Here is a 20459-nt window from a genome sequence, read left to right on the forward strand (position 1 = left end):
GAACGGCCGCCGCGGGACGGGAACGGCCGCGCACCCCGGCGGGGTGCGCGGCCGTCCGCGTCCGGGTGGTCAGCTGGCCGAGGCCGTGGGCGAGGGGGTCGCGTTCGGCGAGGCCGTCGGCGACGGCGAGGGGGACCGCGCCGGCTGCTGGGCGGCGGCCTGCTGCGCGTCGCTCAGCGCCTTGCGCGCCTCCTCGATCCGCTTCCACGCCTGGTCCATCCCGGCGAAGTCGCCCTTGCCCTTGGCGTCGCGGAAGTCGGCGAGCGCCTTGTCCAGCGCGGCGATGGCGTCGCGGACCTGCGGGGTCAGCGCCCCGCCCTGCTGGCCCTGGCCTCGCCCCTGGTCCCGGCCCCGGTCGCCGCCGGGGGCGGGCACCGACGCCGCGCCGCCGAACAGCTGCTTCATCGCCTCGTCCAGCGTCTGCCCGGAGGCGATCCGGTCGCCGAACCGCACCAGCACCCGGCCGAGGATCGGGAACGGCTGCTGCTCGGCCCCGCCCCCGGCCTTGGCGTACATCGGCTCGACGTACAGCAGGCCCCCGGCGAACGGGATCGTCAGCAGGTTGCCCGCCACCGTCTGGGTGTTGCCGAGGCGCAGCTTGTTCAGCTCCTCCTTGACCCGCGAGTCGGTCTCGAACGAGTTCTGCACCTGCCCGGGGCCCTGCGGCTGGGCGTTGCGCGGCGTCTGGAGGACCTGGATCTTGCCGTAGTCCGGGCCCGGCGTGGAGTTCACCGCCATGAACGCCGCCAGGTTCGGGTTGCCGCGCGGGTTGAACACCGTGGTCAGCGCGAACGACCGTTCGCTCCACCCCGGCATCTGGAGGCTCTGGTAGTACGGCGGCTGCCGCTTGCCCTTGACGCTGGGGTCCTCGGGCACCTCCCAGAAGCCCTCGCCGTTGTAGAACGCCGTCGGGTCGGTGACGTGGTACTGCGCCAGGATGTTGCGCTGCACCTTGAACAGGTCCTGCGGGTAGCGGAAGTGCTCCTTCAGCCCCGGCACCTTGTCGATCTCGCCCTTGGGCAGCACGGTGCCCTTGAAGACCTTCATCCAGGTCTTGGCGACCGGGTCCTGCTCGTCCCACTGGTACAGCTTCACGCTGCCGTCGTAGGCGTCCACGGTCGCCTTGACGGAGTTGCGCATGTAGTTGATGCGGTCGTTGGTCTGCCGCGCCACCGCCGACCGGGTGTCGGTGATGGTGTCGCGGGTGGCGTCGCCCAGGCTCCGCTGCTCGGAGTAGGGGTAGCTGGACGAGGTGGTGTAGCCGTCGAGGATCCACAGGATGCGGCCGTTCACCACCGCCGGGTACGGGTCGCCGTCCAGCGTCAGCCACGGTGCGGCGCGCTGCACCATCTCGCGCGGCGTCCGGTTGTACAGGATCTTCGCGCCGGGCTTGATCGCGCCGGACAGCAGCAGGTTCTTCTCCTGGAACTTGGTCGCGAACAGCAGCTTGTTCAGGAAGGAGTCGACCGCCACGCCGCCGGTGCCCTGGTAGGTGGTGTTCTTCTGCCCGGCCGGGCTGTTGTCGGGGTAGTCCAGCTCCTGCTGCCCCTGCCCGCCGACCACCGAGTACATCGGGGACCGCTCGCCGAAGTAGATCTGCGGCCGGTCCACCCGGATCGTGCCGGCGGGGTCGACCGGCATGTCCTTGGTGACCCAGTCGGGGGTGCCGCCGTTGCCGAACTTGTCGCCGTAGGCCGACACGAACCCGTAGCCGTGGGTGTAGACCATGCGGTCCTTCACCCAGGAACGCTGCCCCGACGGCGCGCCCGACAGCTCGCGCAGCGCCACCACCGTGTCGACCGTCCGGTCGCCGATCTTGTAGCGGTCGACGTCCAGCGGGTCGGGGAACCGGTAGAACGGCCGGACCTGCTGGAGCTGCTGGAACGTCTCGCCCACCACGGCCGGGTCCAGCAGCCGGACGCCCTGCGCCAGCTTCCCGCTCTCCTGGCGCAGCTTCCCGGCGTCGCTCTCGACCTTCGCGCCGTAGTCCACGGCGATCTCGGCCTTGTCGACGCCGTAGGCGCGCCGGGTGAACTCGATGTTCCGCTGGATGTACTGCCGCTCCTTGGCCAGCTCGTCCGGCTTCACCTGGAACTGCTGGATCAGCAGCGGGTACACGCCGCCGACCAGGATCGCCGACAGCACCAGCAGCGTGAAGCCGACGCCGGGCAGCATCATGCCGCGCCGCACGATGTTGCCGACGAACATCACCGCGCAGATCACCGCGATGACCGCGAGGATCGTCTTGGCGGGCAGCAGGGCGTTGACGTCGGTGTAGGAGGCGCCGGTGGTCACGCCGCGTTCGGAGTGGACCAGGCCGTAGCGGTCGAACCAGTAGGCGAACGCCTTCAGCGCCACGAACAGCCCCACCAGCACCGACAGGTGCGCCCGCGCGGGCGGCGACATCTTGTCGCCGGGCCCCTGGAGCCGCAGCCCGCCGTACAGGTAGTGGACGATCACCGCCGCGACGATCGACAGGATCACCGTCGCGAACACCACGCCCAGCACCAGCCGCAGGAACGGGTAGGTGAAGACGTAGAACGACACGTCCTTGCCGAACTGCGGGTCCTTCACGCCGAACGTCGTGCGGTTGAGGAACGCCAGCCACACCGGCCACTGGCCCGCCACCGACGAGCCGGTCAGCAGCGCCAGCAGGCCCAGGCCGCCGCCCGCGATGAGCTTGCGGCGCGGGTCGATGATGGCCCGGTAGCGCTCCAGCCCCTGCTGTTCCAGCGACATCGGCCGGTGGGAGGGCCGCAGCCGGTAGGCGACGACGACGTTGGCGCCGACGACCAGGGCCATCAGCGCGCCGCCGCCGACGAACAACACGACACGGGCCCACAGCCCGGTGGTGTAGACAGAGGAGAAGCCGACGGATCGGTACCAGAGCAGGTCGGTCCAGATCGCCGTGAACACCATGAAGGCGATCAGCAGCACCGCCACGGTGACGAGGACCGGCAGCACCAGCCTGCTCCGGCCGGTCCCGAGCCGGCGCCCGAATCCGGGAGTCCGGAAGGTCAAGAGGCCCCTCCGTTCAGGGTCGCGCCGCACCGGCTCCACGCCGGTGCCGTGTAAGCAACTTACCGAGCCGGGCGGGTTTTTCCGCATGTCCCCGCCCCGAATATGGGAAAGATGGCCCCGTGAGTCTTCTCGAAGAAGTCGTGCTGGATCTGGAACGTCATGCCGCCCAGGAGGGCTGGGACGCGCCGCCGAGGCTGTATGCCCTGGTCAGCAGCTCCGAGCTGCGTGCGGCGGAGCCGGAACTGGCCGAGCAGCTGGGCCTGCCCGACGACGGTGACTCCCTGGCCGCCCTGGAGCAGGAGGATCTGGACGGGAACCGGACCGTCGAGGACTTCCTCGCCACGATCGCCTGGCCGGACGCCGTCGCCGGGTGCGCGCTGGTCGTGGAGCGGGTCGTGCTGCCGCCGGAGGTCGAGGAGGAGATCCCCGAGGACGAGGGCGAGGCCGCCAGGTGGGCGGCCGAGCACCCGAAGCGCGAGGACGTGCGGATGATCGTGGGGGTGCTGCGCGACGGGTCGCGGTACTCGGCGCTGCGGCTGCGCCGCCACGACGCCGAGGACGAGGTGCTGGCCGGCCCGGAGCTCGTCCCGGCCCTCGCCGAGGCCCTGGCCGCCACCCTGGAGCCCGACGAGCCCGGGCAGACGGGCTGAAAGGCCGCCGGGGGACGCACCGTGCCGCGTCCGGCCGGGTAGCCTGCGGGCTGTGAGCGACGTCATCAGGCTGATCGGGATCCGCGACACCCCCCTGTCGGTGGACGAGGTCTTCAACGCCGTCGGCGACCCGGCCGCCGGCGGCACCACCGTCTTCGTGGGCACCGTCCGCGACCACGACCACGCCCAGGCCGTGAAGGCCCTGTCCTACAGCGCCCACCCCACCGTGGAGCGCGAGCTGCGGCGCGTGATGGAGAAGGTCGCCGCCGACTTCCCGGTGCGGGCCCTGGCCGCCGTGCACCGGGTCGGCGACCTGGAGATCGGCGACCTGGCGGTGGTGGTCGCGGCGTCCTGCCCGCACCGGGGCGAGGCGTTCGAGGCGTGCCGCCGCCTGATCGACGACCTGAAGGCGCAGGTGCCCATCTGGAAGCACCAGACCTTCGCCGACGGCGGCGAGGAGTGGGTCGGAGCCTGCTGACGGTTCCGGTCCGCATAGAGTTCCTGGCATGTCACGTCGCGCCGCCACCCTCACCGTCGCCAGCGTGCTCGTTCTGGTACTGGCCATGGTGGGTGCGCTGTTGCCCGTCCCCTATGTCGCGCTGATGCCCGGTCCCACGAGCGACACCCTGGGCACCGACGACAAGGGCGTCCCGCTCGTGAAGATCGACGGGCAGCGGACGTACCCGACCGACGGGCACCTGAACTTCACCACCGTCACCTACCGGGGCGGACCGGGCGGGCGGATCGACCTGCTCACGGCGTTGCGCGGGTGGGTCGAGGGCGACGTGGCGATCGTCCCGGAGGAGACGGTCTTCCCCAAGGGCGAGAGCCAGCAGCAGGTCGACGAGGAGAACACCCGCCAGATGCGGGACTCCCAGGAGAGCGCCGAGGCCGCCGCCCTCAACGAACTCAAGATCCCCATCCGGAACCAGGTCCAGGTGGACTCGGTCCAGAAGGGCAAGCCCGCCGAGGGCAGGCTGAAGCCCGGCGACGAGATCGTGTCGGTGGACGGCGCCCCCGCCGCGTCGGTCTCCGACGTCACCGGCCGGGTGACCCGCCGCAAGCCGGGCGACCCGGTGACCATCGGCTACCGGCGCGACGGCAAGGACGAGAAGGTGACGCTGACCACCGCCCCGGCGCCCACCGACGCCAAGCGGCCGGTCGTCGGCATCGTGCTCGCCGACCGCTTCAAGTTCCCCTTCAAGATCGACATCAGCGTCGGCGACGTCGGCGGCCCCAGCGCGGGCCTGATGTTCGCGCTGGCGATCTACGACAAGCTCACCCCGGAGAACCTGACCGGCGGCAAGTTCATCGCGGGCACCGGCACCATCACCCCCAAGGGCGAGGTCGGCCCGATCGGCGGCATCCAGCAGAAGATGATCGCGGCCCGCCGCGCCGGGGCCACGGTCTTCCTGACCCCCGCCGGCAACTGCAAGGACGCCCTGGCCGCCCGCCCCGACGGCCTCCGCCTGGTCCGCGCCGACACCCTGAAGAGCGCGATCGAGTCCATCAACGCCCTCAACGGCGCCAAGGGCACGATCCCGAGCTGCGAGAACCGCTGACCAAACCGATTCGACACCTCCCACCGGATGCCATACAGTTAAGACATCGCCGCGAGGGAAACCCCGCAGGGCGACGGCGCGGGGTGGAGCAGTTCGGTAGCTCGCTGGGCTCATAACCCAGAGGTCGCAGGTTCAAATCCTGCCCCCGCTACCAAGGAAAAGGGCCCGGAGAAATCCGGGCCCTTTTCGCTTTTTCAGGAAGACCGCTCAATCCGTAGATAAGGGAGCAGTCTCCGCAGCGCGACAGCGGCATGCCAGGACGCGAGCCGATGATGGTCGTCGTTCTTGTCGGCTCCCGCCAGGTCGGAGATCCCGCGGACGACCACCCAGCCGTGCGGCCGCCCGGTCCCGGCCGAGCGTTCGTGGCAGACCTGGCCGAGCCCGCCGGCCTCCATGTCGATCGCGAGGATCTTGTCGTTGAAACCGGCCAGATAGGCGAGGGTCTCGGCGGCCGAGTCGGCGATCACCGCCTCCCCGGACCCGATCGGGCCGTGCAGCATCCGCATGGTCCGGGTGGTGCCCGCCGGGTCCGCGACCGGGAACTCCGCGGGGTGGTGGTCGCTGAAGAACGCGTTGATCGCGTGCCCGACCCCCGCGGGCGACTCGCGTTCCTCCCCGCGGTGTCGGACCCCGTCGGGTGTGTACTTGCGCAGGTCGTAGTAGACGACGCGAGTGGCGACCACGACGTCGCCCTCGTGGACGTCGCGGTGGATGCCGCCGCCGATACCGGTCAGGACCACCACCTCCGGGTCGTGGTGGCGCCGCAGGTTCTCGTAGGCCGCGATGGCGGAACGCTGCCCCTGGGCGAGGGCGCGGATCGCGGCGACCGACGTCGGGCCGTTCGGCCCGGACACCTGCCCGGTGTAGAAGCGCAGGCCGTCGGCCGGCTCCTCGTTCAGGCCGAGAGCCAGCCGTACCGCCTGCGTCTCGACGTCGAGGATCGTGATGACGCCGACCTGGACGCGTTCGCGGTTCCGGTCCCCGTCCGTGCTCCGCTCGGCGTGGGGTGCGGTGATGTTGACGACGGGACGGTGGCCGACGGCGGAGGAGTTGACGTTGGTCGTGCCGCCGTGCGTGACGATTCCGCTGACGTGCGGTTCGCGGGTCATGCGTGAGCTCCCTGGACGGTGGGGTCGTTGCTGCCGTGCGGAACGGGGGTTCCGAGGTTGACCTGGGCGCTGTCGCCGACCGCCGAGTTGGTGATGTCGACGCGGCCGCCCATGTTGAGCACGTTGGCGCTGATGATGGTCTCGGCGCGCTTCTCGAACGTGGAGGTGTCGACGCCGCGCGACCGGAGGAAGTCCTTGACCGCCGTCAGCAGCCGCAATTCGATGATCTTCATCTGGTCGAGGATCACCGGCTTGTCGAAGTCGGCCGACCGCCAGTCGGCGGCGGCGTGCTCCCGCACGCACACCTGGGGGCTGCGTCCCCAGCCGCCGCCTCCCCGGCGGACGCGCAGGCTCTGGGTGAGCACCCACGGCGCGGTGACCAGTCGCCACGAGTCCAGGACCTCAAGGGGGAGCCGACCCAACGCAGCCAGGACCGCGAGCGCGGGGGCACGGTGGAGGGCGGGTCGGCCGTGGAGTTGGGAGCGGGACGGCGTCCGGGTCAGCGCGCAGGCGGCGAAGTCCAGGCTGAGCGACCGGCCCTTCACCGTGACCCGGAGAAAGACCGTGGTCACGAGTTCGCCCGAGGAGGTCGTGCGGATCTCCAGGAAGTACTGGGCGGGACCGTACGGCTCGTTGATGATCCGGCGCAGGGTCTCCGGGGCACAGCGTTCCGTCAGGGCCTTCCGGACGTCCGGCGCGTCGCCTTCGGCGAAGTAGATCCGGTCGGCGACCTGGTAGCCCGGCATGCGCGTCGGGTCGGAGGTTCTGCCGATCGCCTTCATCCTGGACCGCAAGTGCTCCACCAGCTCGTGGGCCTGGAACGGGGGCGTGACGAACTCGCGTTCCCCGTCGCCGGAGAGCGTCGGGGGGCCGGTACCGTTCGCCAGGGCGGTGCCGCGCCGGTCCCGCAGCAACTGGACGGTCAGCGGGGGCAGCCAGCGGTGCACGAGCTCGCCGCTTCCGACGAAGAAGTTCGGATCGTCGTCCGGATCGAGACGGAGCAGGGGGTCGTCGTCGTCCTTCTTCGGTTCGGGCCTGCGGTAGACGGCCACGGGATGGCGTTGCTGCCGGTCGATCACCTCCTGACGGCGGCTGAGCCGTGACGGCCGTAGCGGGCCGGGGTGCCGGGTGCTGTTCAACGCCCGCTGCCAGGCCGCCGCGAGCATCGCCGTGACCACCGCGATCAGCGCGAGGAAGACCGTGGACCAGGCGAGCACCCAGAGAACGGGGACGCCCGCGCTCCATGCCGACACCGCGGGGGTGACCGCCATCACCCCGCAGCAGGCCGTCCCGAGCTTGAGCCAGCGGGTCTGTTCCTTCAGCCGGTTGGCGTCATTGAGCTCACCCCGCGTCTTGTAGCGGTGGAACCACTCGGCGCGGGCGGTCCGCAGGCGGATCCTGAGAACCTCCGGGGCGAGCCGGAGGAGAGGCCAGGCCAGCCCCCACAGGCCGAGCGCGCACACGACGGTCAGCGCGGTCGGCAGGCTGGACCAGGCGGCGATGAGCAGCAGCGCCACGGTACACGCGTGCCGGGTCGTCTCCAGCACCCAGCAGCGCCAGGCGTGGTCGACGACGGGAACGAGGTCGAAGCCGTAGGAGGGGGCCACCCGACGGTGGGGTTCGTGCAGGACCCGCCGGAGGACGAGGTTCCGGAAACGGCGATCCAGGTAGACGCCCGCGCACAGGTGGCGGGTCGTCTCGTCGCCGCGCTCGCTGCGCTCGGCGGGGGGTTTGGTGAGGGAGACCGGTGGTGCGTGCGACATGCGACCCCCACAGGGTCCGATTTCAGGTCGATGTGACCTTAAAAAGGGATCGGGTTAAAGTCAATACGACCTTTAAGGGGTGCGGGTGTCCGAGAACTCTGGTGGGCGGCGGCCGGCGGATCCGGCCGCCGTCACGGTGGACCTGGTGATCTTCACGATCCGGGGGGACGAGCTGTGCGTGCTGCTGATCGAGCGGGGCAACGCGCCGTACCGGGGGCGGCTCGCGCTGCCGGGCGGATACGTGCGGCCGGGGGAGAACCTCGACGAGGCCGCCCGGCGGGAACTGGCCGAGGAGACCGGGCTGGACGGGCGACGGCTGCACCTGGAGCAGTTGCGCGCCTACGGTGATCCCGATCGGGACCCGCGCGGACGGGTGGTCACGGTGGCCTATCTCGCGCTCGGGCCCGACCTGCCCGTGCCGGTGGCGGGGAGCGACGCCCGGGCGGCGCGGTGGGAGGCGGTGGGACCGCTGGTGTCGGGGACGACGTCGCTGGCGTTCGACCACGCCGACATCCTGCGTGACGCGCTGGAGCGGGCACGGGCGCGCCTGGAGTACACGACCGTGGCGGCGGCGTTCTGCATGGAGCCGTTCACCGTCGCCGACCTGCGGAAGGTGTACGAGGTCGTCTGGGGTGCCCCGCTGGACCCCAGCAACTTCCGCCGGAAGGTGACCCGCGCCGAAGGGTTCCTCGAACCGACGGGCGGACGGCGGGTGCTCGAGGCCGGACGACCCGCCGCGCTGTACCGGCGGGGACCGGCGAAGGCGCTGTCACCGCCGCTGTTGCGTTCCGGGGACCAGGTCAGCCGCTGAACCCGACCGCGGGGAGGGAGGTCCAGCCTCGGGTGAACGGGGAGGAGATCCGTTGGGCCGTTGTCAGGTCCACGGTAATCTTCGGGTGGGCTCCCAGTAGCTCCTCCAGGGCGATGCGGGCCTGGAGTTTGGCCAGGTGGGAGCCGATGCAGAAGTGCGGGCCCGTGCCGAAGCCCAGGTGGCGGGGGATCTTCCGGGTGATGTCGAGGGTGTCGGCGGTCGGGCCGAACTCGCGGTCGTCGCGGTTGGCCGCGCCGTAGAGCATCATCACCTTCGCGCCCTCGGGGATCCTCGCGCCGTGCAGCTCCACCGGACGGGTCGTGGTGCGGGCCAGCGCCTGGACCGAGCCCTCCAGGCGCAGGAACTCCAGGAGGGCGCCGGGGATCAGGGCCGGGTCGGCGGCCAGGGCCGCCTGCTGGTCGGGGTGGGCGTGCAGCAGGGCCAGCGCGTGGGAGACCAGGTTGCCCGTGGTGTCGTTGCCGCCGGCGACCATCACGAAGCAGAAGCCGAGGACGTCCCAGTCGGTGAGGCGGTCGCCGTCCAGCTCGGCGGTGGTGAGGGCGCTGATCAGGTCGTCGGACGGGCGTTCGCGGCGGGCCCTGATCACCTCGGAGAAGTAGGCGAACATCTCCGCCACCGCCCCCGCCGCGCCGCCCGAGGTCAGGGCGGCGGTGTCGAAGCCGTCGTCCTGGAACGTCGTCAGCGCCGCCACCCACGGGTCGAAGCGGGCGCGGTCCGCCTCCGGGACGCCCAGCAGGTGCGCCAGGGTGAACGTGGGGAGGGGCGAGGCGAGGTCGCGGTGCAGGTCCACCGGCTCCCCGGCCGCCGCCCGGCGTTCCATCCCGGCGATGCGCGCGCGGACGTGGTCGCGGACCAGATCCTCCAGGGCGGCCACCCGGCGCGGGGTGAAGGCGGAGCTGACCAGGCGGCGCAGCGCGGTGTGCCGGGGCGGGTCCAGCATCACGATCGTGGGGGCCAGGCCCAGCGTGCCGATCTCGTCGGGGTGGAAGGTCAGGCCCTGGGCCGAGGAGAACGTCCCGGTGTCCCGCACCGCGTTCCAGACGTCCTCGAACCGCGACAGCGCCCAGAACGGCGGGTCGTCGTGGCGGTGCGCCGGGTCCTCGTCGCGCAGCAGCCGGTAGGCGGGGTAGGGGTCTGCCTGGAACGCGGGGTCGAACGGGTCGTACACGCGGCCTCCGTCCTCGGTTTGCCTAAGGTTCCCCGTACCCATAGAGTTGAGACATCGCCGCGAGGGAAACCCCGCAGGGCGACGGCGCGGGGTGGAGCAGTTCGGTAGCTCGCTGGGCTCATAACCCAGAGGTCGCAGGTTCAAATCCTGCCCCCGCTACTAGCCGAAGAGCCGCCTGGTCGCAAACGAAGTTTGCTCCCAGGCGGCTCTTCGCCGTTTCCCCTGGGGAGCGACCCCCAGACCCCCGCTACCAAGGAAAAGGGCCCGGAGAAATCCGGGCCCTTTTCGCTTTTTCGGCGGAAAGACCCCGGGGCGGGCGGTTCGGGGAGCGTGGATACCCTGGACGAATGCGGAAGAGTGCGGCGGCGGCCCTGGACGTGTGCGGGGTGCTCGTGTTCGTGGCGATCGGACGGGCCTCGCACCAGGAGGCCGCGAGCCTGACGGGGTTCGCCACCACGGCCTGGCCGTTTCTGGTCGCGCTCGCGGTCGGCTGGCTGGTGACGCGGGCCTGGCGGGGCCGGGCCGAGGCGCTCGTGCCGGTCGGCGTCGGCGTGTGGGCGTCCACGGTCGCGCTCGGGATGGCGCTGCGGGTGGTGTCCGGGCAGGGGACGGCGACCGCGTTCATCGTCGTGACGTGCCTGTTCCTGGCGCTGATGCTGCTCGGCTGGCGCGCGGTGGCCCTGCTGGTCACCCGCCGCCGGACGCCCGCCGCGCGTTAGGCCGTGTTCAGAAGCCCTGGCCCACGGCGCTCGCCCGCAGATCGGGTAGCGCGCTCGCGTGCGGGCTGAGGTCCGCTGTGGAACGGGCGCTAGGCGCCGAGGGCCTTCATCATCAGGGGCCAGGAGCGGTGCAGCTCGTACTGCCAGTAGGCCCAGCTGTGCGTCCCCTTCGCGTACAGGTGCGTGGTGACCGGGATGCGCAGCTTCCTGAGGCGGTTCAGGAACGGCACGGTCGTGTAGTGGCAGAACTCCTCGGCCGGGTCGACGGCCTGCGCGTCCGGCCGGTCGAGCGGGCCCTTGAGCCCCTTCCTCGCGACCGACACGTACAGCCGGGTGCCGCGTAGCCGGGCGGCCTGGGTGACGGGGTCGTGCGCGGCCCACACGTTCCGCTGGAAGATCGGGTGCCCCCACATCGCGTTCTTGTCCACGAACGGCCCCAGCCCCGACAGCCCGGTCATCAGCACCTCCGGGACGCCCGGCGACAGCGTCGAGCAGAACCCGCTGTAGGAGGCCGCGAACCGGAACATCCCGGGGTGGCGCGCGGCGTAGATCAGCGCGCCGTATCCGCCGGAGGACTGCCCGATGACCGCGCGGCGCCTGCCCGCCCGGTACCGGGCCTCCAGCAGCCCGCGCAGCTCGGTGAGGTGGAACGTCTCCCACGCGGGGGAGCCGCCCCGCCCGTAGTTCCACCAGTCGGTGTAGCCGCCCGCGTAGCCGCCCTCCGGCATCACGACGATGACCTGGTGGCGGGCGGCGAGCCGTTCGATGTCGGTGCGGCGGTACCAGGCGTCGTAGCGGTCGTTGCCGCCGTGCAGCGCCCACACCGTCGGCCAGGTCCGCCGCGCCTTCCGCGACCACCCCCTGGGCAGCAGCAGCCGGACCCTGACGTTGCGGCGCATGGCCCTGGACGCGACGGTGAGGTCGAGGGTGCGGGCGTTGATCCTCTTCTCGGCGACGACCCGCGCGCCCGCGGCGTCCGCGGTGTCGGTGAGCAGGCCGCCGCCCAGGGCGGCTCCGGTGGACAGGATCGCGGTCCGGCAGAACGTGCGGCGGGTCTCCATGCGGGCCTCGTTCCGGGAGCGGGTGGGGTGGCGTGAAGGTAACAACGGGGTGAACCGGTCGGTAACCCATGGAGGTGCGAAATTCCAGCGCCCCGGTTGTCACGTATGTCACAAAGGCCCGTCTGGAAAGCGCTGGTTGACGGAAACGTCGCCGCGCTGGTGAAGTTACTCCTCAGTCACGTGCGTGACGGTGAGCACCTCGAAGGGGACTCGGATGGCATCTGCGCTGCGGGACTGGCTGGACAAGCCGAACTCCGGACGCGGCGTCCACTTGGCGACCGACGACGGCGGCTGGGAGTACCGCGACTACGCGAGCCTCGCGTCCGCCGCGCGCCGCACCGGCGCGGCGCTGATCGAGGCCGGCGTGCGCCCCGGGGACGTGGTGTGCGTGGTGCTGCCCACCGACTTCACCTGCGTCGAGACCTACTTCGCCGTGTGGGCGGCGGGCGGCACCGTCTGCCTGATCACCCCGCCGCTGTTCCAGGACGGCGACGACTACGTCGCGCACGTCGCGGCGATCCTGCGGCAGGCCCGGCCCCGGCTCACCATCGCCTCCGCCGGCCTCGCCGACCTGGCCGGACGCGCGATGGCCGAGGCCGGGATCGACGGCGAACCGTGGCGGCCGCGCCAGGCCGACCGCGAGTGCGAGATCCAGGAGGCCGGGGAGCTGGCGCTGCTCCAGTTCACCTCCGGCTCCTCCGGCGCCCCGCGCGGCGTCATGGTCACCTGGGCGAACCTGGAGGCCAACACCGAGCTCATCGCGCGCTGCGCGGGCTACGACGACGAGGACGAGGTCGCCTCCTGGCTGCCGCTGTACCACGACATGGGGCTGATCGGCACGTTCCTCACCCCGATCGCGCGGCAGGGCAGGCTGCGGCTGATGCGGCCCGACCACTTCATCCGCGACCCCGCGCGCTGGATCCGCTGCTTCGCCGAGGCCCGCCACACGGCCGCGCCGCCGTTCGCCTACGCCTACGTCGCGCGCCGCGTGAAGCCCGAGCAGCTGGAGGGCCTGGACCTGTCGGGGTGGAAGACCGCGCTGGTCGGGGCCGAGCCGATCGACCCGCACTCGCTGGAGGTCTTCGCGGAGCTGCTGGAGCCGCTGGGGTTCCGGCGGTCGGCGTTCAAGCCCGCCTACGGGATGGCCGAGACGACGCTGCTGGTCACGGTGGACCACCTGCCGCGCGACCCGCTGGCCGTGCGGCCCGACAACGAGTCGCTGGCGTTCGGCGAGCCGGTGGTGATCCTGGAGCAGCACACCCTGGGCGCGGAGTCGCGGGGCGCGAAGGCGGGCTGGGTCGTCGGGTGCGGGACGCCCGAGGACGACGCCCCCGTCACGATCGTCGACGACGAGGGCCGCGAGCTCCCGCCGGGACGGCTCGGCGAGATCGTGGTCGGCGGGGAGTCGGCGTGCCCCGGCTACTACGCCGGGGCCGAGGGGAAGTCCACGCGCTTCAAGGGCGGCCGGGTCCACACCGGCGACGCCGGGTTCCTCTTCGCCGGGCAGTTGTTCGTGCTCGGGCGGATGGGCGACAGCATCAAGGTCCGGGGGCGTTCGGTGTACGTCGAGGACCTGGAGTCGAAGATCGCCGAGGTGACGCGGCTCGGCAAGGGCCGGATCACGGTGACCGCCGTTCCCGGGGCCGGGACGAAGGGGCTGGTGCTGTTCGCCGAGACGCGGGACGACGGGTGGGCGGACGACGTGCGCGAGACGCTGCGGCGGCGGCTCGGCGAGGACGTCGAGCTGACCATCGTCGTCGGGTCGGGCCTGATCCAGCGGACGTCCAGCGGCAAGCCGCGGCGGCGCTACATGTGGGAGCAGTTCCAGGCGGGCCGCATGCCGGACGCGCGGGTCGTGTCAGGCCCCTGAGCTCGGTAAGTCAGCAGTGGCGTCAGCCACACGGGGGCGGCTTTGTCAGTGATCGCATTGATAAAAGCCCCGATACTGGACACGATGTCGTTGACTCTGTGAGAGGTCGACGATGCCCCCTGTTGCCAGAACACTTCTCCGGTTCGGCTCCCGGCTGGGAGCCACCGCCCAGAACGCGCTGGAGGTCGCCCGCTTCGGCGGTCTGGACACCGCCGACGAGGACGCCTCGCCGTGCGAGGTGGTGACCGAGCAGCGGATCTACCGGCTGCGGCACTACTTCCCCGGCGGGGCCGGCGACGGCGACAAGCGCCCGGTCATGCTGCTGGTCCCGCCGCTGATGATCAGCTCGGAGGTGTACGACATCTCCTCGCGGGTCAGCGCGGTCGCCGAGCTGCACCGGCGCGGCGTCGATCCGTGGGTGGTGGACTTCGGCGCGCCCGAACGCGAGCCGGGCGGGCTGGAGCGGACCGTCACCGACCACGTCCTGGCGGTCAGCGACGCCATCGACCGCGTCCGCGAGGCCACCGGACGGGACGTGAACCTGGCGGGCTACTCGCAGGGCGGCATGTTCGTCTACCAGGCCGCCGCCTACCGGCGCAGCAGGGGCATCGAGTCGCTGGTGACGTTCGGCAGCCCGGCCGACACCAGCGTGGGGCTGCCGTTCGGGCTGCCGAGCTGGCTGGCGGCCGAGGGCGCCGAGCGCATCCCCGACGCGCTGCTGCGCAGCCTGGACATCCCCGGCTGGGTGACGCGGACCGGGTTCCAGCTCCTCAGCCCGGTCAAGTCGGTCCGCAGCCGGATCGACTTCCTGATGCAGCTGCACGACCGGGAACGCCTGGCCCCGCGCGAGCGCCAGCGCCGCTTCCTGGAACGCGAGGGCTGGGTCGCCTGGCCGGGGCCCGCGCTGGCGGAGTTCATCCGGCAGTTCATCCAGCACAACCGGATGCTGACCGGCGGGTTCGTCATCGGGGACCGGCTGGTGACGCTGGCCGACATCACCTGCCCGGTGCTGACGTTCGTCGGGGAGGTCGACGAGATCGCGCCGCCGCCGATGGTGCGCGGCATCCGCCGGGCCGCGCCGCGCGCCCAGATCCACGAGGTGTCGCTGCGCGCCGGACACTTCGGGCTGGTCGTCGGGTCGGTGGCGATGGCGCAGACCTGGCCGGTCGTCGCCGACTGGGCCCGGTGGCGGGCCGGGGCGGCGGACCTGCCCGAGCCGGTCACGACGGTCACCGGCGACGAGGAGGCCGCGGCCCCGGCGCTGCCCGGCGGGGCCGCCGGGTACGGACTGCAACTGGTCGCGGGCATCGGCGGCAACGCGGTGCGGTCGGCGGCGACCACGGCGGTGCGGGCGGTGCGCGGCTCCCGGCAGCTGTTCGGCGAGGCCGCGCAGAACCTGCCCCGGCTGGCCCGCCTGGAACGCATCCAGTCCGACACCCGCATCTCCCTCGGCCTGCTGCTGGACGAGCAGGCCCGCCGCGTCCCGCAGGACGTGTTCTTCCTCTACCACGGCCGCGCCTACACCCACGACGCCGCCAAGCGCCGCGTCGACGCGGTGGTCCGCGGGCTGGTCCATATCGGGGTCCGGCAGGGCGACGCGGTCGGCGTCCTGATGAGCACGCGCCCGTCGGCGCTGGCGCTGGTGGCGGCGCTCAGCCGGATCGGCGCGGTCGCGGTGCTGCTGCGCCCCGACGGCGACCCCGAGCGCGAGGCCGCCCTGTCCGGCGTCACCCGCGTGATCGCCGACCCCGAGCACGCCGAACGCGCCGCGCGCCTGCCGCGGGTGCGCGGATACGTGCTGGGCGGGGGCGGCGGCCCGGACCGCGACCTCGCCCTGCCGCTCGCGAAGCTGGGGCTGGAGGACATGGAGCGCATCGACCCCGAGGCCGTCGCCCTGCCCGGCTGGTACCGGCCGAACCCGGGGCGCGCCGGGGACGTGGCGTACGTGCTGTTCACCGGGGACGGCGAGCACCTGAAGGCCAGCCGGGTCACCAACCGGCGGTGGGCGCTGTCGGCGTTCGGCACCGCGTCGTCGGCGGCGCTGTCCCCGGCCGACACCGTCTTCTCCATCACCCCGCTCCAGCACCCGTCGGCGATCCTGATGAGCCTCGGCGGGGCCGTGGTGAGCGGCGCGCGGCTGGCGCTGGCCAGCGCCTACGACCCCGAGACGTTCTGGGACGAGGCCCGCCGGTACGGCGCGACCGTCGCCTCCTACACCTGGTCGCTGCTCAACGACCTGGTCAACGCGCCCCCGCACCCCGGCGAGCGGCACCACCCGGTGCGGCTGTTCATCGGGTCGGGCATGCCGCGCGGCCTGTGGCGGCGGGTCGAGGAACGGTTCACGCCCGCGCGGGTGCTGGAGTTCTACGCCTCCACGACCGGCGAGGCGATCCTCGTGAACCTGTCGGGCAAGAAGCCCGGCTCGCTGGGCCGCCCGCTGCCGGGCAGCGCCGAGGTGCGCCTGGCCCGCTACGACCTGGAGAACGGGCGGCCGGCCCAGGGCCCCGACGGGTTCGCCGTCGAGTGCGATCCCGAGGAGATCGGGATGCTGCTGTCGCGGGTGCGCCCGGCCGCGATCGCCGCCGCGCCGCGCCCGGTGCGCGGGGTGTTCGCGCCCGGGGACGCCTGGACGATCACCGGTGACCTGTTCCGGCGCGACGCCGACGGCGACTTCTGGCTGGTCGGCCGGGAGGCGGAGCTGATCCGCACCGCCGAGGGGATCGTCCCGCCGGGCCCGATCCGCGACGCGCTGGGCGACCTGCCCTACATCGACGCGGTCGCGGTCTACGGCGTCGAGGTCAACGGCACCGAGCTGGCCGCCGCCGCCGTGAGCCTGTGCGGCGACGAGCGGCTGAAGCCCCTCGACCTGTCGGAGGCGCTGCTGCGGGTGGAGCCGGAGCTGCGCCCGGCGGTGGTGCGGGTGGTGGACCGGATCCCCCTGACCGTCGGCCACCGCCTGGACACGCGGCCGCTGCGCGCCGAGGGCATCCCCGAGGCGGACGGCCGCACGTACTTCCGCGACCGGACCGGGGCGTACCGTCCGTTGACGGAGACGGCCCGCCGCCGCCTGCTGAAGACGGCCCCGCCGAGAACGGCGTCCCGCTGACGGCCTGGGCGGTGTTTCCCAGCCCAGGCCCACGGCGCCCGTCCGGGGGACTCGCGCCTCCCAAGGTCAGGTGGCGCGCTCGCGTGCGTGGCTGAGGTCCGCCGTGGAACGGGGCCCTAGGACTCGGGGCCGAACGCGCGCAGGAACGTCTCCACGGCGGCGTCCGCGAGGGCGTCCAGGTCGGCCTTCCTCAGCCTGCGCGTGCCCATCGCGGAACGCGCCTCCAGCGGTCCGTCCAGTAGCGCGAGGAACTGTTCGGCCGCCACGGCGGGATCGGCCGCGCGCAGCCGCCCGGCGAGCATCAGCCGCGCGAACCGGTCGGCCAGCGCCTCGCCGAGCCGCCGCGTCCCGTCGCCCCGGACCGTGTCGAGCAGGTCGGGGAACTGCGTGAGCTCGGCGTGCAGCAGCCGCCGCAGCGCCCATGCCTCGGCCGTGGCGTGCCGCCGCAGCAACTCCCGCGCCACCCGCGTCAACGCCGCTGGCACGTCCCCGCCCACACCGTCGCCCGTGCCGCCGACCGGTTCGTGCAGCGGTTCGAGGGCGGCCAGGTCGGCGGCCAGGGCGGACTCGGCGGCGGCCGCCATCGCCTCCCGGAACAGGGTCGCCTTGTCGGTCAGGTGGTTGTAGACGGTGGGCTTGGCCACCCCCGCCTCGGCCGCGATCTCCTTCACGCAGGCCTGGCCGTAGCCCGCCCGGGAGAACACCGTGAACGCGGCGTCCAGGATCGCCCGCCGCTTGTCGATGCGCCCGCGCGCGGCGGCCGGGGTTCGCACTGTGGTCACCCCGTGATCCTACCGCCAAGCCCGGTAACTTGAACTCACTGGTTCATTTTTATTGCCTCAGCCGGTTGATCGCGGTCCCGGCCCGGGGCTAGCTTGAACCCATGAGTTCAAATATCTCTACCAATGGGGAAAGATTCGATCCGGCGCTGCGCCGCCTGGTCGGGGCGGTCCTGCTGGGCGGGGTCATGGGGATCCTCGACGGGACGATGGTCGCCGTCGCGGCGGACACCCTGGTCGCGGAGTTCCGGACTTCGCTCGGCGCGGTCGGCTGGGTCTCGACCGCCTACCTGCTGGCCCTCGCCGTCACCATCCCCGTCACCTCCTGGGCGGTGGACCGGTTCGGCGCGCGGCGGCTGTGGCTGTCCGGGCTGGTGCTGTTCCTGGCCGGGTCGCTGGCGTCGGGGCTGGCGTGGGACGTGGGGAGCCTGGTGGCGTTCCGCGTCGTGCAGGGGGTCGGCGCGGGCGTGCTCGACCCGCTGGTGCTGGTGCTGCTGGCGCGAGGCGCGGGACCGGGCCGCGCCGGGCGCGTGATGGGACTGATGGGCGTGGTGCTGTCCCTCGGCCCGGTGCTGGGGCCGGTGGTGGGCGGCGTCATGCTCGACGGGCTGGGCTGGCGATGGATGTTCCTGGTCAACCTGCCGGTCGGGGTGGTGGCGTTCTGGCTGGCGCTGCGGACGCTCCCGCGCGACGCGGCCGCCGGGGACGCGGACCGCGTCCGGCTGGACGTGGTGGGGCTGGCACTGCTCGGGCCGGGCTTCGCGGCGGCGATCCTGGCGCTGTCGCAGGCCGCCGAGCACGCCTCGGTGACGGCCTGGCAGGTGCTGGTCCCGCTGGGCGGCGGCGCGGCGCACCCCGCCGCTGATCGACCTGCGGCTGTTCGGCAGCCGGGGGTTCAGCGCGAGCGTGACCGTGATGGGGCTGGTCGGGCTGGCGACGTTCGCGAGCCTGTTCGCGCTGCCGCTGTACTACCAGCAGGTGCGCGGGCACGGGGCGTTCGCGGCGGGGACGCTGGCGGCGTCGCTCGGGATCGGGGCGGCGCTGGCGATGCCGCTGGCGGGACGTCTGTCGGACCGGGTGGGGTCGCGCGCGCTCGCGCAGAACGGCGCGGCGCTGGCACTGGCCGGGACGCTGGCGCTCACGCAGATCGGGCCGCGGACCGGCGAGGTGGTGACGGCGCTGGTGGCGCTCGCGCTGGGACTGGGGCTGGGCTGCGTCGGCGCGCCGACGATGGGGGCGCTGTACCGGACGCTGCCCCCGGCGCGGGTCCCGCAGGGCAGCTCGGTGCTGTACATGCTCAACCAGCTCGGCGCGTCGGTGGGGATCGCCGTGGTCGCGCTGATCGTGCAGACCGCCGGGGACGACGTCATGGGCGGGATCCACGGGGTCTTCGCGTTCGCCTGCGGCGCGGTCGTGACGGTCCTGGCGGTGAGTTTCCTGTTGCCCGGCCGTCCACGGGAGGTGTCCGGCTCGTTGGTCCCCCAGGAAGCCGAAGAGGAGGCGGGAGCGCGATGACGACGACGTGGACGGCGGCCTACCGGTCGGCCATGGTGAGCCCCTTCGAGTCGATGACGCTGGTGCACGGGCCGCGCGGGTTCGCCGACCAGACGGTGCGGCAGGTCGTGCGGGTGCGGGGCGAGGGCGAACGGCTCCGCGTGCGGTTCAGCAACCTCTACGGCGCACGCCCCCTGGTCGTCGGGCGGGTGGTCGCCGACGGCGCGGCGGTGACGTTCGGGGGCGGGGCCCGCGTGACGGTGGGCGCGGGGGAGGAGGCGGTGAGCGATCCGTTCGCCTTCCCGCTGAAGGGCGAGGCGGACCTGACGGTGAGCGCCTACCTCCCGGAGGAGACCGGGCCCGCGACCTACCATCCGTTCGCGTTGCGGACCACGTGGATCACGTCCGGGGACGGGGACGCCCCGGGCGGGGAGGAGAGCGAGTCGGGGTTCTTCCTCAGCGGCGTCGACGTGGCGGCGGAGGCGCGGCGGCCGGTGGTGGTCGCGTTCGGGGACTCGCTGACCGACGGGGTCGGCACGACGCCGGGGGCGGACCGGCGGTACCCGGACGTGCTGGCCCGGCTGGTGCCCGGAGCGTCGGTGGTCAACCTGGGCATCTCCGGGAACCGCCTGGTCAGTGACGAGTTCGGGGAACGCGGTGTCGCCCGTTTCGCGCGGGAGGTCCCGGCGGTCCCCGGCGTCACGCACGCGGTCGTGCAAGTGGGCCTCAACGACATCGGCATGCCCGTGGTGTTCGACGTGCCGCCGGTGACGTTCGACGAGCTCACCGCCGGTTACCGCGCCATCGCCGAGACCGCCGCGCGGCACGGGATCACCACCGTCGTGGCGACCGTGACGCCGTTCGGCGGCGCGCAGCCGCCGGGGGTGGACCTCGCCGCGGAGGAGGCGCTGCGGCAGCGGCTCAACGCCTGGCTGCGCGCGAACGAGGCGGGCTTCGCGGCGGTCGCCGACCTGGACGCGGCGCTGCGCGACCCCGCCGACCCGTCGGCGCTGCGGCCGGATCACGACAGCGGCGACCACCTGCACCCCGACGACGCCGGAGCCGAGGCCATGGCGAACGCGGTGGCGCGGACGCTCGGGATCTAGGGCCTGCTTCAAAGGGAGCCTCAGCCACGCGCGCGAGCGCGTTGCCCACGGGAGCCGGGGCCCGCCTCCCGCCGGAGTGGCTCAGCCACGCGCGCGAGCGCGTTGCCCGCTTTCCTTGCGCAGCACGGCCAGGAGCTCATGCCCAGCCACGCGCGCGAGCACCTTACCCGCCCTGCGGGCCCGACGCCGGAGGCGAGGGCCCGCAGGGCGGATCGCGAA

General features: G+C 72.6%; 14 protein-coding genes, 2 tRNA genes and 2 pseudogenes. 12 read left to right on the forward strand and 6 right to left on the reverse strand.

Annotated features, from left to right (window positions below; translation table 11 throughout):
* Positions 1–69: 69 nt before the first annotated feature.
* A complete protein-coding gene (locus tag AKI01S_RS42385; protein WP_067831526.1) occupies positions 70–3021 on the reverse strand; it encodes a UPF0182 family membrane protein in 2952 nt (983 codons plus the stop codon).
* A 119-nt stretch (positions 3022–3140) separates the two neighbouring features.
* On the opposite strand from AKI01S_RS42385, the gene AKI01S_RS42390 reads away from it, so the two are divergent.
* The 4 genes from AKI01S_RS42390 (at position 3141) to AKI01S_RS42405 (ending at position 5387) form a co-directional block, all read left to right on the forward strand.
* Positions 3141–3671, forward strand: coding sequence for a PPA1309 family protein (locus AKI01S_RS42390; protein WP_067831529.1), 531 nt, complete (start codon positions 3141–3143; stop codon positions 3669–3671).
* A gap of 52 nt (positions 3672–3723) precedes the next feature.
* Positions 3724–4149, forward strand: a complete 426-nt coding sequence (locus tag AKI01S_RS42395) for a molybdenum cofactor biosynthesis protein MoaE (RefSeq protein ID WP_218010028.1) — start codon at positions 3724–3726, stop codon at positions 4147–4149.
* A gap of 28 nt (positions 4150–4177) precedes the next feature.
* Positions 4178–5233: a YlbL family protein gene (locus AKI01S_RS42400; protein WP_067831533.1), complete on the forward strand. Its 1056-nt coding sequence runs from the start codon at positions 4178–4180 to the stop codon at positions 5231–5233.
* Between the two features lie 77 nt (positions 5234–5310).
* Positions 5311–5387 (forward strand) — tRNA-Met (locus AKI01S_RS42405).
* Positions 5388–5427: 40 nt separating this feature from the next.
* On the opposite strand, the gene AKI01S_RS42410 is transcribed toward AKI01S_RS42405, so the two are convergent.
* Positions 5428–6342: a 5'-methylthioadenosine/S-adenosylhomocysteine nucleosidase family protein gene (locus AKI01S_RS42410; protein WP_067831536.1), complete on the reverse strand. Its 915-nt coding sequence runs from the start codon at positions 6340–6342 to the stop codon at positions 5428–5430.
* Entirely contained in the window at positions 6339–8105 is a 1767-nt protein-coding gene (locus AKI01S_RS42415; RefSeq protein WP_067831538.1) for an AbeC-like domain-containing protein, read from the reverse strand. Before AKI01S_RS42415 ends, AKI01S_RS42410 begins: the two co-directional genes overlap by 4 nt.
* Before the next feature lie 85 nt (positions 8106–8190).
* Here AKI01S_RS42415 and AKI01S_RS42420 point away from each other — a divergent pair, with 85 nt between their 5' ends.
* Positions 8191–8916, forward strand: a complete 726-nt coding sequence (locus AKI01S_RS42420; RefSeq protein ID WP_067831554.1) for an NUDIX domain-containing protein — start codon at positions 8191–8193, stop codon at positions 8914–8916.
* On the opposite strand, the gene AKI01S_RS42425 is transcribed toward AKI01S_RS42420, so the two are convergent.
* A complete protein-coding gene (locus AKI01S_RS42425) occupies positions 8906–10105 on the reverse strand; it encodes a cytochrome P450 (RefSeq protein WP_245682014.1) in 1200 nt (399 codons plus the stop codon). The two genes, AKI01S_RS42420 and AKI01S_RS42425, sit on opposite strands and share 11 nt — an antisense overlap.
* Positions 10106–10190: 85 nt before the next feature.
* Between AKI01S_RS42425 and AKI01S_RS42430 the strand changes: the two genes are divergently transcribed.
* Positions 10191–10264, forward strand: a tRNA-Met gene (locus AKI01S_RS42430).
* 188 nt (positions 10265–10452) lie between these two features.
* Complete coding sequence (locus AKI01S_RS42435; protein ID WP_067831542.1) at positions 10453–10824, forward strand: DUF3054 domain-containing protein; 372 nt, start codon at positions 10453–10455, stop codon at positions 10822–10824.
* A gap of 89 nt (positions 10825–10913) precedes the next feature.
* On the opposite strand, the gene AKI01S_RS42440 is transcribed toward AKI01S_RS42435, so the two are convergent.
* Positions 10914–11885, reverse strand: a complete 972-nt coding sequence (locus tag AKI01S_RS42440) for an alpha/beta hydrolase (RefSeq protein WP_067831545.1) — start codon at positions 11883–11885, stop codon at positions 10914–10916.
* Between the two features lie 214 nt (positions 11886–12099).
* Here AKI01S_RS42440 and AKI01S_RS42445 point away from each other — a divergent pair, with 214 nt between their 5' ends.
* Together AKI01S_RS42445 and AKI01S_RS42450 are read left to right on the forward strand one after the other, a co-directional pair.
* Entirely contained in the window at positions 12100–13755 is a 1656-nt protein-coding gene (locus tag AKI01S_RS42445) for an AMP-binding protein (protein WP_067831547.1), read from the forward strand.
* 112 nt (positions 13756–13867) lie between these two features.
* A complete protein-coding gene (locus AKI01S_RS42450) occupies positions 13868–16861 on the forward strand; it encodes an alpha/beta fold hydrolase (RefSeq protein WP_067831549.1) in 2994 nt (997 codons plus the stop codon).
* Between the two features lie 116 nt (positions 16862–16977).
* On the opposite strand, the gene AKI01S_RS42455 is transcribed toward AKI01S_RS42450, so the two are convergent.
* Positions 16978–17643: a TetR/AcrR family transcriptional regulator gene (locus tag AKI01S_RS42455; protein ID WP_067831551.1), complete on the reverse strand. Its 666-nt coding sequence runs from the start codon at positions 17641–17643 to the stop codon at positions 16978–16980.
* A gap of 206 nt (positions 17644–17849) precedes the next feature.
* Between AKI01S_RS42455 and AKI01S_RS54000 the strand changes: the two are divergent.
* From AKI01S_RS54000 to AKI01S_RS54895, 3 genes and pseudogenes are all read left to right on the forward strand, one after another.
* Positions 17850–18296 (forward strand): annotated as a pseudogene (locus AKI01S_RS54000) (MFS transporter); the annotation flags it as partial.
* Positions 18297–18555: 259 nt separating this feature from the next.
* Positions 18556–19155: an MFS transporter gene (locus tag AKI01S_RS54005; RefSeq protein ID WP_245682015.1), complete on the forward strand. Its 600-nt coding sequence runs from the start codon at positions 18556–18558 to the stop codon at positions 19153–19155.
* Between the two features lie 488 nt (positions 19156–19643).
* Positions 19644–20240: pseudogene (locus AKI01S_RS54895) on the forward strand (GDSL-type esterase/lipase family protein); the annotation flags it as partial.
* Positions 20241–20459 lie beyond the last annotated feature (219 nt).

The sequence above is a fragment of the Actinomadura kijaniata NBRC 14229 genome (genome assembly GCF_001552175.1).
Taxonomy (GTDB): Bacteria; Actinomycetota; Actinomycetes; order Streptosporangiales; family Streptosporangiaceae; genus Spirillospora; species Spirillospora kijaniata.

Excerpts from the sequence above, each read along its gene's own strand:
- AKI01S_RS42400 (WP_067831533.1), top strand. The coding sequence starts at position 4,178 with ATGTCACGTCGCGCCGCCACCCTCACCGTCGCCAGCGTGCTCGTTCTG.
- AKI01S_RS42410 (WP_067831536.1), bottom strand. The coding sequence starts at position 6,342 with ATGACCCGCGAACCGCACGTCAGCGGAATCGTCACGCACGGCGGCACG.
- AKI01S_RS42415 (WP_067831538.1), bottom strand. The coding sequence starts at position 8,105 with ATGTCGCACGCACCACCGGTCTCCCTCACCAAACCCCCCGCCGAGCGC.
- AKI01S_RS42435 (WP_067831542.1), top strand. The coding sequence starts at position 10,453 with ATGCGGAAGAGTGCGGCGGCGGCCCTGGACGTGTGCGGGGTGCTCGTG.
- AKI01S_RS42440 (WP_067831545.1), bottom strand. The coding sequence starts at position 11,885 with ATGGAGACCCGCCGCACGTTCTGCCGGACCGCGATCCTGTCCACCGGA.
- AKI01S_RS42445 (WP_067831547.1), top strand. The coding sequence starts at position 12,100 with ATGGCATCTGCGCTGCGGGACTGGCTGGACAAGCCGAACTCCGGACGC.
- AKI01S_RS42450 (WP_067831549.1), top strand. The coding sequence starts at position 13,868 with ATGCCCCCTGTTGCCAGAACACTTCTCCGGTTCGGCTCCCGGCTGGGA.
- AKI01S_RS54005 (WP_245682015.1), top strand. The coding sequence starts at position 18,556 with ATGGGGCTGGTCGGGCTGGCGACGTTCGCGAGCCTGTTCGCGCTGCCG.